We start from the raw sequence: 12,622 nt of genomic DNA, 5'->3' as shown, positions 1-12,622 counted from the left end.
CTTACAGGTTGCGGCTGATCAGTTCCTTCATGATCTCGTTGGCGCCGCCGTAGATGCGCTGCACGCGGGCGTCGGCCCAGGCGCGCGTGATCGGGTATTCCCACATGTAGCCGTAGCCGCCGTGGAGTTGCACGCAGCGATCGATCGCCCGGAACTGCATCTCGGTGGTCCAGTACTTCGCCATCGACGCGGTGGGAGCGTCGAGCTTGTCTTCGAGCTTCAGTTGCAGGCAGCGGTCCACGAATACGCGGCCCATTTCCAGTTCAGTGCGGATTTCCGCGAGCGCATGCGCGGCAGTCTGGAAGTCGCTGATCGGGCGCCTGAAGGCCTTGCGCTCACGCGTGTAGGCAAGCGTCCATTCCAGGCAGGCTTCCACCGCTGCCACTGCGGTGATCGCGATCTGCAGCCGTTCCCACGACAGTTCGCGCATCAGGTACTTGAAGCCCTGCCCTTCCTCGCCGAGCAAGTTGGCCACAGGAACGCGCACGTTGTCGAAGAACAGTTCGGCGGTGTCCTGCGCCTTCATGCCGGCCTTCTTCAGGCGGTTTCCCTTGGAGAAGCCCGGCATCGAGGTATCGACCACGAACAGGCTGATGCCTTTCGCGCCGGCATCCGGATCAGTCTTGGCCACGACGATCACGAGGTCGGCATGCCAGCCGTTCGTGATGAACGTCTTGGATCCGTTCAGCAGATAGTGGTCGCCCTGGCGGACCGCTGTCGCCTTGATGCTCTGCAGGTCCGAGCCGGTGCCCGGCTCGGTCATGGCAATCGCGCCGATCATTTCACCGGCGGCCATCTTCGGCAGGTAGGTGGATTTCAGGTATTCGCTGCCGTAGTGCTCGATATACGGCGCCACGATCTCCGAGTGCAGGCCGAAGCCCAGCCCGGTGCAGCCCGCGCGCGCCTGCTCTTCCATCAGCACTACGCTGTACAGCTTGTCGCCGCCCGCGCCGCCATACTGCTCCGGCATGCTCGCGCAAAGGAAGCCGGCCGCGCCGGCCTTCAGCCAGACGTCGCGGTCGACATAGCCCTGTTCCTCCCAGCGCTCGTGGTGCGGAACAACTTCGGTTTCCATGAAGCGGCGCGCGGCGTCGCGCAGCATTTCGTGATCTTCGTTGAATAAGGTGCGGGGAATCATGCAATCACTCCTGTCTTGCGCGCGGCCTCAAAGGGGGCTGGCGATGTTGCCGTTAGGCACAACGATTTTGAAGTTGGGTGTGAAGGTGTCGAACAGGCCGAGCAACTCAATCCCCCCGGCGCCGTCGCCTTCGATCTTCAACTTGCCGTCCGCCACGGCTGCCTTGCAGGTCGGTTGGTTCAAGGTTGGTCTCCTGATTTTTTGTCGGTTGTCGTCAGCTTGCGCGGATCAGGTCTGCCGCCTTCTCGCCGATCATGATCGAGGGGGCGTTGGTGTTGCCGCCGATCATCGTCGGCATGATCGAAGCGTCCGCCACGCGCAGGCCTTGCACACCGCGCACGCGCAATTGCGGGTCGACCACGGCCATGTCGTCCACGCCCATCTTGCAAGTGCCGACCGGGTGGTATTGCGTATCCGCGCGGCTGCGGATATCGGCGGCAATACTGGCCGGATCGTCGGCCCGCACCGGGTACAGCATCTTTCCGCGGATGGCGTCGAACGGCTTCGATTCCAGGATGCGCTGCTGCATCTGCGCACCCCTGACCAGCAGGTCGAGATCGCGTTCGTCTTCGAGAAAGCGCGGGTCGATACGCGGCGCGTCACGCGGATCCGTGCTGTTCAGGCCGACCGTGCCGCGGCTGTGCGGACGCAAGACGTCGACGTGGCAGGAAATGCCGTGCCCTGCATGCAGCTTGCGCGCATGGTCATCGACAATGGCGAGCACGAAGACCAGTTGCAGGTCGGGAACCGTGATGTCCTCACGCGAGCAGAAGAACGCGCCGGCTTCGGCGAAGGGGCTCGTGACCATGCCCGAGCGCTTGTTCTTCCATTCGAGCATCGCGCCGGTCATCCGCAGCGTGCCGCGTGCCGATACGCCGAAGGTCTCGGTATCGCTGCGCGTGCGCCAGGTCTGCACATAGTCGATGTGGTCCTGCAGGTTCTCGCCCACGCCGGGCAGGTCCTGCACGACCTGAATGCCCTTGTCCCGCAAGTGCGCCGCCGGGCCGACCCCCGACAGCATCAGCAACTGCGGCGAGCCGAAAGCGCCTGCGGAGATCACGACTTCGCGGCGCGCGCGCACCTGCTTCAGTTCGTTGCCCTGGTAATAGGCCACGCCGACCGCGCGCCGATCTTCGAACAGCACGCGCGCCGATACCGCATGGGTCAGCACGGTCAGGTTGCGGCGCGACAGGTTCGGCGTCAGGTAGGCCTTGGCCGCGCTGCAGCGTTCGCCGTCCTTCTGCGTGACCTGGTACATGAAGGCGCCGGCTTGCGTGGCGCCGTTGTAGTCCCGGACGTGCGGAATGCCGTTCATGGCCGCGGCTTCCAGGAACATGTGATTGACCGGACTGGTGTGGCGCGGATACGTGACGTTCAGCGGGCCACCCGCGCCGTGGTACTCGTCTTCGCCATGGATCTCGTTGTTCTCGGCACGCTTGAAGTACGGCAGTACCTCGTCGTAGGACCAGCCGGTGTTGCCCAGCGACGCCCAGTGGTCGTAGTCGGCGCGATGGCCGCGCACGTACAGCATGGCGTTGATCGAACTGCTGCCGCCGAGCGTCTTGCCGCGCGGCTGATAGCCCCTGCGCCCGTTCAACCCCTTCTGCGGCACGGTTTCATAGCCGTAGTTATTGATCTTCGTCGGCATCATCGCGACCACGCCGACCGGCGCGTGGATCAATACGCTCTTGTCCGGCCCGCCGGCTTCCAGCAGGCAGACGGTGACCGCGGGGTCTTCCGACAGGCGCGAGGCAATGGCACAGCCGGCCGAGCCCCCGCCTACGACGACATAGTCGTATGCGTTCATTCGCTTTCCTCTGCGTGGAAGGGTTCAGGTGATGCGTTTGAGCGGACTGGGTATCCGCTGCGCGGGCTGCGTGCCGGGCAAAGGGTTCACGTTGTCTCCTGCGCCGGTTCGGCGTATCGATTCGGGTGAATGTCGGCGCCCGGTCACAGCCGGGACATCTCATGCATTTCTTGCCACCCGTCTTTGCATCACTTGCCAGTCAACGATGAGCGTTAGGCAGTAAGGCGACTGCAAAGCATTGAAGTTGCGCGTATTTTCTATCGTCGACTGAGAAAACGTGATAGCGTAAGTTGCCTTTGTTATTGCATAAATTGCCATGTCGGCGAAGACCAGCGCCATTACCGTTCCGATGCGAGGCGCGCTCGCGCTGATCGATGCCGCCTTGGCACAGGGCATTCCGCTCGACGCACTGTTGGAGCAGGCCGCGATCGACCCCAGCCTGCTGGACATGCCGCGGGCCCGTCTGAGCCTCAAGCAGTTTTCGCGGCTCTATGCCAGCATCGTCGGCACGCTGGACGACGAGGCCGTCGGGCTGCTTGGCTATCCGCTGCGTAACGGCTCGGTAGAAACGTTCTGCCGCATCGGATCGACCACGACGACTTTCGGCGATTGCCTGCAGGTGATCGCAAGGGGATGCAATGCGGTGATGGGGGATTTCAAGGTGGACTGCGTCTCCGGCGGCGGCGAGATTCAGATCCGGTTCCGCGAACGCGCGGGCGATCCCGTGAGAAGCACGTTGGCGTACGAGATCATCCTGCTGGCCATCTATGCAGTCATGTCCTGGCTGGTCGGGCAGCGCCTGCCTCTCGTGTGCGCCGCATTCCCATGCGCGCCCCCGCGCCACCGGCTCGACCTGCGCGCGCTGCTGGCCGGTGCGGTGCGATTCCACCAGCCTTGTGGCGCGCTGCGCTTTCCGGAGCAGGCCGGCGCGCTGCATATCGTGCGCAATGCAGACGAAATACCCCGGTTCATCCGGCGCGCGCCGGCCAGCTTTATCGAAGCCGTGCTGGTGGGAGACTTGCTGGCAGCCGACGTCAGGCGCGTGGTGCAGCAAGCCTTGCCTTCGCTGCTGTCACTGCCGGACGTGGCCGAGCGCCTGGCGATGTCGCCGCGCACCCTGCACCGCAAGCTGGAGGCCGGCGGAACGAGCTTCCAGAAGATCAAGGACGGCTTGCGCCGCGATATGGCGCTGCATTTCCTGACGCGTGGCAGTACGCCGCTCAAGCAGATCGCGACGTCGCTGGGGTTTTCCGACCAGTCGACGTTCCAGCGTGCTTTCGTGCAATGGACGGGCGTTTCGCCCGGGGAATATCGCCGGCTTACCCAGCCGCAACGGCAGTAAGGCGGTCAATCCGGCGGCCAAGGCCTTCATGCGTGACGAAGGCGCTATGACCGCCGATGGCGTGCCGTGGCACGCGGCCACCAGGGCATGCACACATTGCGCTGGCGTCTTGCTGATGCGGGTGATGCCCGGGCGGGAGATCAGGCTTTGGTCGAAGCCGCTGCGGCAGCCAGATTGCTGCGCGCGACATCGGACATCTGCTTCGAGATGGCCTGTGCCGAACGGTAGGTGTTGCCGGCAGCGTCGACGGTCGACTGCAGCAGGGCAGATACCGCTTCCGAACCGGCCGGCGCATTCTTCACGAAGGTATCGACGAACGCCTGCAGATTGCGGTGATGCTGCTCGTATTGCTCTTCCACGGCGCGGGCCAGCTCGGCTTGCGCCTGTGCGGCGATCTCGCAAACCTGGCGCGCATACGAGATGGCTTTCTCGGTCGTGGGCTGGGCCAGACTGCCTTGCACGGCAAGGACGTCGCGAAGGTCTTTTCCACCGAGCACGGCTTTCAGATTCTCCTGACCTTCCGTCAGCGCGGACTTGGCAGTCTTGAGGTTCAGTTCAGTCAGCTTTTGGAAGCCGTCGATCGTGGACTTCGACATCATGGCCAGGTTGGCCAGGTTGGTCTTGTGGAGTGCCGCAAACTGATCGGACGTAAAGGCGGACATGCGTGAGTTCTCCTTGGGATCGCCGGCCAGCATCGCACCATGTGCCGCCATGGTGCGCTGACCGGAAGTTGATATTCCTGGCGGAAACGCGCCGGCCAGAGCCGCGTTTCCACCAAGGCGCAAGATTAGAGGAAAACTTCTAAGTTCATCCCTAGGTAGTTACCCAAGACATGACCATACAAATGCTCTAAAAGTGCATCTTGCGTCATGTTTATAACATTTTTTTACGAATCGATGCTGCGGCGCGAGATCGCCGCGTCGCTCCGACACAACAAGGCCGAGGCGCCGGACGTCGTGCCGGCGTGCTGCACCCGCGCCAGGGCATGCCGCGGTCACCCCCGCCACGTTGGCGAGGGTCCGGCATCGGCAAGCGGCCCGCGAAGCGCGTTCGCGACGCCGCCGCCGTGTCAGATCTGGTCGAGCAGGCTGCGAACGATATCGGCTAGCCGGCCGGCACGCTGGCGCCCGTTGGCGTCCAGGTCCATGGCGCAGCCGTCGGCCAGGGCCTTGAGTCCGAACAGCGCGTCGCCGACATCGCGCCAGCCCGGATAGTCCGCGTGAATGCGTTCGAGTGCCGCGGCCCCGGCGGCTACCCTGGCCGGCACGGGTTGCCTGCCGGCTGCGAGTTCATCGAGGGAATCGGCGGCGTCGAGCAAGCCTTTTCGGTTCATGGATGGTGTCCCCAGGAAATTGTCTGTCGTAGCCGCTGCGGTGGCGGCTGCCGCGATCATGGCCGCGAGTGTCACTGTAGCAGGACGCGCATTGACGTGAGCACCGGGTATGCGCGTAGGTGCGAACGCCGGACACGGCATGCGGCCGGTGCGTCTTGGACAACGCGCGAGCCGCGCTGCTATATTACGGCGACCGATTTCGACCCAGATTCCATGGCACGCTCGCTTGCGCTTATCGCGCTGGCTGCGCTGGCCGCTTCGCTTTATGGTTGCGCCGGTGCGCCGTCTCTCGGATTGTTCGGCGCCTACTTCCCGCTCTGGCTGCTCAGCGCGCTGGCTGGCATCGTGGGCGCGGTCGTGTCCTACCGGATCTTCGTCGCGACAGGCTGGGCGGAAATCGTCCGCGCGCAGCTGCTGGTCAACACCGCGATCGGCCTGATCCTCGCGGAAATCGTCTGGTTACTGGGTTCGGGGCACCTCCTATGAAAATGGCCGGCGTACGCAGCAGCCCGAAGCGCGGCAAACTGATCACGCTGGTCATCGTCCTGCTGGCCGTGCTCCTCTCCGTCTACGCCTACCAGCGCACCAGCCGCTATCCATCCTCCGACGATGCCTCGCTCGACGCCGATCTCGTCCATGTGGCATCGCCGGTCGGCGGACGCATTGCGAAGATCCACGTGGCCGAGAACCAGCTGGTCGCCAAGGGCGACGTGCTGTTCGAGATCGATCCCGTGCCCTACCAGTTGGTGGTTGCGCAGGCGCGCGCCGATCTCGAACTTGCGCAGGCCGCGCTGGGCACCCGGCAGCGGACCATCTCGACCGAGCGCGCCACGGCATCGATCGCTTCCGAGCAGACCAGACGTGCCGAGCAGAACTATGCGCTGACCGCGCGCACCGTCGAACGCTTGCGCCCGCTGGTCGCGGACGGCTACGTGCCCGCGCAGCAACTGGACCAGGCGCAGGTGGCCCAGCGCGACGCGGGCGTATCGCTCAGGCAGGCCAACACGCAGCGCGCCGCTACCGCAGGCGCTGTCGGCAATGAAGACGATGCCATTGCCACCGTCCATGCGCGCGAGGCCGCGCTGGCCATTGCGCAGCGCGCGCTCGACGACACCAAGGTTCGCGCGCCGCACGCAGGGCGCGTGAGCGGCCTCACCGTACTCTCTGGCGAGGTCGTGATCCCGAACCAGTCCCTGTTCCTGCTCGTGCATACCGGCGAGTGGTTCGCGGTCGGCAACTTCCGCGAGACATCGCTGGCCAACATCCGCATCGGCGACTGCGCCACGGTCTACTCCATGATCGACCGCAGCCAGGCCCTGCGCGGCAAGGTCGACGGTATCGGCATCGGGGTGACCGACACGGACCGTATAAACCTGCCGCGCTCGCTACCGTATGTGCAGCCGTCGGTGAACTGGGTGCGCGTGGCCAAGCGCTTCCCGGTGCGAATCCGCCTGGAAGACCCGCCCGAGGCACTGGCCCGCGTGGGCGCGAGCGCAACCGTCGAGATCCGGCATGGCGCAGCCTGCCGCTGACAAGCTGCGCCTGCGCCTTGCCGATATCGGTGCGTTGCTGGCGCCGATGCCAGGCCGCTATGCCGGCGCGACGCGTATCACCGCTGGCTGCACGCTAACGGTATTGGTCACCAGCATCTACGGCACGCCAGAGGCGGCCATCTCGGCGTACGTCATCTTCTTCATCAACCGCGCGGACCGTACCACCAGCATCATCATGAGCGCGGCCGCACTGGTGCTGGTCAGCCTGATCATTGCGCTGGTGATGTGGCTCGCCGACTTCAGCGTCGATGACCCCATGCGCCGCGTGGCGTGCATGGCGGTGCTGTCTGCCGCCCTGCTCTTCCTGACTTCGGCCAGCAAGCTGCGGCCGGTTGGCGCCATCGTTGCGATGATCATCGGTTTTGCTCTCGACGAACTCGGGCTCGTACCGGGTGGCGAAGTCGCGACGCGCGCACTGCTCTATGCCTGGCTCATGGTGGCGATCCCGATCGGCGTGAACATCATCGTCAACCTGCTGATCGGTCCGTCGCCGCGCCGGCTGGCGACGGATCGCCTCGCACATTGCCTGCGCACGGCGGCGCACTGCCTGCGAGGCACGGTGGACGACCGGGACGGGAACGCGTTGCATGAGGCGCTCCATGGTGGCCTGCAGCCTGTCGCCGGCTGGCTCAGGCTTACCAGGGTCGAAGGCACCCTCAACGTCCAGGACCTGCGCGCGCTGCAGCAGGCGATGGCATCGACCATGGCCATCCTGCTCGCCGTCGACGTGACGCAACGGCATGCCGGTGCGCAGCTTCCGTCGGCCACTGCGGCAAGTCTTGCGGACACGCTCGACGAAATGGCCCGCATGCTTGCTGCTGGCGGCTATCCCCTCGACATTGGATTGCAGGCACCGCCGGCCGACAACCTGTCGCCACTGCAACAGGCCGTCTTGCGCGAACTGGTCGCTGCCATCAACGGCTATGCCGAAGCCGGTACCAACAGCGCCGCCACGCCAGCACCTGCTGCGGAGGCTCCAAAAAGCGGCTTCCTGAACGCCGACGCGTTCACCAATCCCGACCACGTCCGCTATGCGCTCAAGACCACCGGCGCGGCGATGTTCTGCTACGTGCTGTACCAGCAGCTCAATTGGCCCGGCATTCATACCTGCTTCATCACCTGCTACCTGGTGTCGCTCGGCACTACGGCCGAGTCCGTGGAAAAGCTCTCGCTGCGCCTGGCCGGCTGCCTGGTGGGCGCGGTGATCGGGACGGCAGCCATCGTCTACGTCGTCCCGTCGCTGTCGTCAATCGGCGGCCTGATGCTGCTGGTGTTTGCCGGCACGTGGATTTCGGCATGGGTGGCGCAGGGATCGCCGCGCATTGCGTATGCGGGGTTCCAGATTGCGTTTGCGTTCTACCTGTGCGTGGTGCAGGGGGCCGCGCCCGGCTTCGACCTGACCATCGCGCGTGACCGCGTGATCGGTGTGCTGCTCGGCAATCTGGTCGTCTATCTGGTGTTCACGCGGATCTGGCCAGTCAGCATCGCCGGCCCTATCGAATCCGCGCTGACGGCACTGGTCACGCAATGGCAGGCGCTGGTCGTTACGCCGCAGTCCACCGCGCGGCGCCAGCATGCGGCGGCGGCACTCGCCCTGCATGGCACGATCACGCAGGACCTGATTCTGGCGCACTACGAACCGGCTTCCGTCGGGCCCGCACCGGAATGGGTGGACATCCACCGCGAGCGCCTGGCCACGCTCGATGCCATCTCCGGTCCCATGTTTCTGCTCGCCGAGCGCTTTCCCGGTGATCCGGCCCTTGCACAGCGCCTGCACCGGCTGCGGCCCGACGGCCCGCCGCCGCCCGCGCCACAGCATGCCGCAGCGATACCCGACGATCCCGACGATCCCGACGATGTCCGGGCCCGCCAGGCACTGCTCGCCATCGTCGACCACCAACTCGAAACGTCTCATGCCGACGCGCCGGACCCGGGCTCCCCTTCCTCGATTCATGCGCAAACCTGATTCCCTGGCCGCGCTGATGCTGTGCGCGCTGACCCTGGCGGGCTGCGCCACGTCATCGCTCGACCTGGCGCCAGAGCAGCCGGACCGCCCGTGGCATCCCGTCACCACGGCATCGGGCGAGATCCTGCCCGGCGCCGCTGGCCAACCCGCGCCAGCACCCTCCGACTACACGCTGCCGGCAAACCCGGCGCTGGCTGCGGTTTCGCCAGCGGCCACGCTCGACCCCGCGCATGCCTACACGCTGCCCGAACTGATCGATCTGGCCGAATCCACCAACCCGCTCACGCGCATTGCGTGGAACGACGCGCGCAACGCGGCGCTGGCCGCCGGCATTGCCAAGGCGAGCTATCTGCCCTACATCTCTGCCGCCGCCATGGGTGGCTACCAGAACGGCCACAGCTCCACGTCGACGGTGCTGGGCCCGGTCGGGGCGAATTCATCGAACCACGGTGCGATCTCGGTCCTGTCGCTGCAATGGCTGCTGTTTGATTTCGGCGAACGCGCGGGCATTGTCGATGCCACGGAGCAGCTGTCGGTCGCAGCCAACATCGCGTTCAACGCTGTCCACCAGAAGATCATCCACGACGTCAGCGTCGCGTTCTATCGCTACCAGGCGGCGCGCTCGCGTGCGCGCACCGTACAGCAGGCGATGGCGAATGCCAATGCAGTGCAGGCCGCAGCCAAGGCGCGCTTTCAGCGCGGCATCGGCACCGTCGTGGAAGTCGCCCAGGCCACGCAGAACCGCGCGCAGACCAACCTGGCCATGGTCCAGGCCAAGGGTGCGGAGACCGATGCCTATCTGGCCCTCGTCACTGCCGTCGGTATTTCCCCACTGTCCCGGCCACAGCTTGCCGAGATGCCGTTGCGGCCGCTCTCGCCCACGCTGCGCAACTCGGTCGAGCAGATCGTCGATACCGCGATCGCGCGGCGGCCCGATGTACTGGCTGCGTACGCCGTGGAGCGCGCCAGCCTGGCACGCGTGAAATCGGCCGAGGCCGGCTTCATGCCGAAGGTCTTCCTGTCGGCGTTCACATCGTATGCATCGGGTGGATCGGCCATTACCGCAATACCCCCGATCGGACAGCAGCCGCCGACCGTCAACCTGAACGGCTACCGCTATGGTTCAAGCGTCTTTCTTGGGGTCACCGTGCCGATCTACGACGGCGGGCTGCGCTCCGCGGTACTCGCGCAGGCGCGCAACGACGCCGACAGCGCATCGACCAGGCTGACGCGCGCGAAAGAAGAGTCCGTACGGCAGGTGGTAGTCAGCCAGAGCGCGCTGGAATCGAGCCTCGCCGCCTATGACGCGGCCACGGCGCTGGCCGATGCAGCCCGGGTCACGTATGACGCCGCGTTCGCCGCCTACCGCAAGGGCGTGGGTTCGGTGACGGAGGCCAACCTCGCGCAGAATCAGTTGCTGCTGGCGCAGAATGCCTCGGCCGATGCCTACAGCGGCGCGCTGGCCGCCGCGGCGGCGCTGGCGCTGGCCACGGGGTCGATCGGTTCGCTTCGAGAGGGTGCCGCCTGGCCTGCGCGATAGGCGACATGGGCGGTGCACAGGGCGGCCCTGCGGCCAACGCGCGTTAGCGCAGCCCCAGCGTGAACGGCAGCAGCAGCGCATTCACGAGCAGCAGACCATACGCGACCATCATCATGGCCGGGATTCTTCGGGGCTGGATCGCCTCCTCTCCCTCCTGCGGCACGGTGCGCCGGCGATTCCATACAAAGCCCGCTCCCGCGCCCAGGATGGCGAGCCCTGACGCCAGGCTTTCCAGGATCAGCGGGGCCGACGCCGGCTTCTCGCGTGGCTGGGCCCTGGCCGCCGGGGCCGGCGCGGCATGAGGGATCCGCTCGGGCATCTCTTCCAACGCTGACGGATCGGACGGCGCGCCAGCCGCAGACCTCGGAGCAGGGACGGACGCGGGAGTCAGAGCGGCGGCGGGTACATCATGCGCACCGAACTTCGGCACCGGTGCCGCCGGCCGCGACGCCGCGTCGCGTGTCGTGGCGGCCGCGCTGTCCGAGGCGCCCAGCCGGGCAAGCGTCTGCTTGCCTGGGGCCTTCAGCATGGCATCGCGCTGCCGCCAGAACATATGGAAGACGCTGTCCATGCAACGCACGGTATCACAGGCGTCCCGCTTCGCGCGCCATGCGGCAAGGTCGGCGTTCAGCATGGTGCCCTTGCGCAGCATCCGCTGCTGTTCGGCATAGATGCGCTCGTAACGCTCCGACAGCATGGTGTATTCGCAGATCAGGTGTTCCTTGCGGGCGCCCGCTTGCGCGCCGGCACGCGGCTCGCATCCCACGCCGCTGCCGTAAGGCTCCGCGCAACGCGCCGATGCACCGCCCAAAGGCGCCGTACAGGCGATATCCGACGCGTACGCGCCGCTTGCGGCAAAAAAGGCCAGCAGCCCCGCCAGGAACAGCAGGGCCGTGCGCCCATTAAGTCTCTCCATCGTCAGCCCTTGAAGCAGCGATGCCGGACTTTCAACGTAGTCGATGGCGTGCCCGCGCCCAAGCGGGGATTGGGAGATGCGTGTGGTGCCGCACTCACCCCAGGGCAACCGAGAACGCTGACGATGGACATACCTCCTTTTAGTCGCCCAAAACGCGCCCGTTAAATCACAATTCTGTTTGGGCGGGAAACTGACGCGGGAGCCCGCAGCTGATCCCGCGTCCGGCCCATGTCAGCGCCCGGTAAAGCGCGGCTCCCGCCGTTCGACGAAGGCTTGCACGCCTTCCCTTGCATCGGCGCTTCGCGCACGCTCGCACAGCAACTGATGCTCGAGCTCCAGGTGCGCGTGCAGGCCACGCTCTGGCAGGCCGGCGCACAGCGACTTGATGCCGGCCACGGACAACGACGCGGCCTGAACGAGTCGCGCCACCAATGCTTCCGCAGCCTGCGGTAGCTCGGCATCGGCATACAGCGCATCGACAACACCGTGCGCCAGGCAGCGCTGCGCGTCGATGATCTCGCTGAGCATGAGCCACTGCTGGGCGCGCACCGCGCCGACACGGCGCGCAAGAAAATAGGAAGCGCCAAGATCGGGCGACAGGCCGATGGCAGCATAGCCGGTCCGTAACTTGACCGACTCCGCGGCGAGCACGAAATCCGCACAGAGCGCGAGCCCGATGCCCGCGCCGCCGATGGGCCCGTTCACCGCCGCGACGACCGGCATCGGCGCCGTTGCCAGGCGATACAGCGCCGGATGCAGCCGCTCCAGAATGTCATCGACCAGCGCGTCCAGCTTGTCACCGGCTGCGACGAACTCGTTGATATCGCCACCCGCGCAGAAGATGCGCCCCTCCGCCGAGAGCAGCACGACGCGGGGCTGCTGGTCCAGCACTTCGTCGATCGCGCGCACCAGCGCCCGGCTGGCCGCGAGCGAGAGGGAATTCGCTCTTTCCGGCCGCTTCAGCACTATGCGGCCCACGTGGCCGGTTACATCCCAGGCTATGCCGTCTGTTTGTTGCATGTAATTC

12 protein-coding genes are annotated in these 12,622 nt (G+C 65.8%); 5 read left to right on the top strand and 7 right to left on the bottom strand.

Annotation, left to right across the window (positions count from 1 at the left end; translation table 11 throughout):
* Position 1: 1 nt before the first annotated feature.
* From KHO41_RS25180 to KHO41_RS25170, 3 genes are read right to left on the bottom strand one after another with little or no spacing between them, the layout of a single operon-like run.
* Positions 2-1,138: an acyl-CoA dehydrogenase family protein gene (locus KHO41_RS25180; protein WP_211955983.1), complete on the bottom strand. Its 1,137-nt coding sequence runs from the start codon at positions 1,136-1,138 to the stop codon at positions 2-4.
* A gap of 27 nt (positions 1,139-1,165) precedes the next feature.
* Positions 1,166-1,336, bottom strand: coding sequence for an alkyl sulfatase C-terminal domain-containing protein (locus KHO41_RS25175; RefSeq protein ID WP_342344477.1), 171 nt, complete (start codon positions 1,334-1,336; stop codon positions 1,166-1,168).
* Between the two features lie 16 nt (positions 1,337-1,352).
* Entirely contained in the window at positions 1,353-2,945 is a 1,593-nt protein-coding gene (locus KHO41_RS25170) for a GMC family oxidoreductase (protein WP_211955981.1), read from the bottom strand.
* 316 nt (positions 2,946-3,261) lie between these two features.
* Between KHO41_RS25170 and KHO41_RS25165 the strand changes: the two genes are divergently transcribed.
* Positions 3,262-4,287, top strand: a complete 1,026-nt coding sequence (locus KHO41_RS25165; RefSeq protein ID WP_211955980.1) for an AraC family transcriptional regulator — start codon at positions 3,262-3,264, stop codon at positions 4,285-4,287.
* Positions 4,288-4,427: 140 nt separating this feature from the next.
* Here KHO41_RS25165 and KHO41_RS25160 read toward each other — a convergent pair whose 3' ends face one another.
* Both KHO41_RS25160 and KHO41_RS25155 read right to left on the bottom strand, forming a co-directional pair.
* A complete protein-coding gene (locus tag KHO41_RS25160; RefSeq protein ID WP_011300467.1) occupies positions 4,428-4,949 on the bottom strand; it encodes a phasin family protein in 522 nt (173 codons plus the stop codon).
* A gap of 407 nt (positions 4,950-5,356) precedes the next feature.
* Positions 5,357-5,620: a hypothetical protein gene (locus KHO41_RS25155; protein WP_211955979.1), complete on the bottom strand. Its 264-nt coding sequence runs from the start codon at positions 5,618-5,620 to the stop codon at positions 5,357-5,359.
* A 213-nt stretch (positions 5,621-5,833) separates the two neighbouring features.
* On the opposite strand from KHO41_RS25155, the gene KHO41_RS25150 reads away from it, so the two are divergent.
* From KHO41_RS25150 to KHO41_RS25135, 4 genes are read left to right on the top strand one after another with little or no spacing between them, the layout of a single operon-like run.
* The gene (locus tag KHO41_RS25150; protein WP_211955978.1) at positions 5,834-6,106 is read left to right on the top strand and encodes a YtcA family lipoprotein; all 273 of its coding nucleotides are present in this window, start codon (positions 5,834-5,836) and stop codon (positions 6,104-6,106) included.
* Positions 6,103-7,152 carry a multidrug transporter subunit MdtN gene (mdtN, locus tag KHO41_RS25145; RefSeq protein ID WP_211955977.1) on the top strand — a complete coding sequence of 350 codons (1,050 nt, stop codon included), beginning with the start codon at positions 6,103-6,105 and terminating at the stop codon, positions 7,150-7,152. Before KHO41_RS25150 ends, mdtN begins: the two co-directional genes overlap by 4 nt.
* Positions 7,133-9,139, top strand: a complete 2,007-nt coding sequence (locus KHO41_RS25140; protein ID WP_211955976.1) for an FUSC family protein — start codon at positions 7,133-7,135, stop codon at positions 9,137-9,139. Before mdtN ends, KHO41_RS25140 begins: the two co-directional genes overlap by 20 nt.
* Entirely contained in the window at positions 9,126-10,679 is a 1,554-nt protein-coding gene (locus KHO41_RS25135) for a TolC family protein (protein ID WP_211955975.1), read from the top strand. The genes KHO41_RS25140 and KHO41_RS25135 overlap by 14 nt, the downstream gene beginning before the upstream one ends.
* A 43-nt stretch (positions 10,680-10,722) precedes the next feature.
* Here KHO41_RS25135 and KHO41_RS25130 read toward each other — a convergent pair whose 3' ends face one another.
* On the bottom strand, positions 10,723-11,595 hold the full coding sequence (locus KHO41_RS25130; RefSeq protein WP_211955974.1) for a GntR family transcriptional regulator: 873 nt from the start codon (positions 11,593-11,595) through the stop codon (positions 10,723-10,725).
* A 231-nt stretch (positions 11,596-11,826) separates the two neighbouring features.
* Complete coding sequence (locus tag KHO41_RS25125) at positions 11,827-12,615, bottom strand: enoyl-CoA hydratase/isomerase family protein (protein ID WP_211955973.1); 789 nt, start codon at positions 12,613-12,615, stop codon at positions 11,827-11,829.
* Between the last annotated feature and the right edge of the window lie 7 nt (positions 12,616-12,622).

The organism is Cupriavidus numazuensis (assembly GCF_905397435.1).
GTDB classification, from domain to species: domain Bacteria; phylum Pseudomonadota; class Gammaproteobacteria; order Burkholderiales; family Burkholderiaceae; genus Cupriavidus; species Cupriavidus numazuensis.
Note: the sequence above shows the minus strand (reverse complement) of the source record. Positions and strands in the feature narration are given on the sequence as shown.

Coding starts and splice junctions, on each gene's coding strand:
- KHO41_RS25180 (WP_211955983.1), bottom strand. CDS start 1,138: ATGATTCCCCGCACCTTATTCAACGAAGATCACGAAATGCTGCGCGAC.
- KHO41_RS25140 (WP_211955976.1), top strand. CDS start 7,133: ATGGCGCAGCCTGCCGCTGACAAGCTGCGCCTGCGCCTTGCCGATATC.
- KHO41_RS25160 (WP_011300467.1), bottom strand. CDS start 4,949: ATGTCCGCCTTTACGTCCGATCAGTTTGCGGCACTCCACAAGACCAAC.
- KHO41_RS25130 (WP_211955974.1), bottom strand. CDS start 11,595: ATGGAGAGACTTAATGGGCGCACGGCCCTGCTGTTCCTGGCGGGGCTG.
- KHO41_RS25165 (WP_211955980.1), top strand. CDS start 3,262: ATGTCGGCGAAGACCAGCGCCATTACCGTTCCGATGCGAGGCGCGCTC.
- KHO41_RS25135 (WP_211955975.1), top strand. CDS start 9,126: ATGCGCAAACCTGATTCCCTGGCCGCGCTGATGCTGTGCGCGCTGACC.
- KHO41_RS25125 (WP_211955973.1), bottom strand. CDS start 12,615: ATGCAACAAACAGACGGCATAGCCTGGGATGTAACCGGCCACGTGGGC.
- mdtN (WP_211955977.1), top strand. CDS start 6,103: ATGAAAATGGCCGGCGTACGCAGCAGCCCGAAGCGCGGCAAACTGATC.
- KHO41_RS25150 (WP_211955978.1), top strand. CDS start 5,834: ATGGCACGCTCGCTTGCGCTTATCGCGCTGGCTGCGCTGGCCGCTTCG.
- KHO41_RS25170 (WP_211955981.1), bottom strand. CDS start 2,945: ATGAACGCATACGACTATGTCGTCGTAGGCGGGGGCTCGGCCGGCTGT.
- KHO41_RS25155 (WP_211955979.1), bottom strand. CDS start 5,620: ATGAACCGAAAAGGCTTGCTCGACGCCGCCGATTCCCTCGATGAACTC.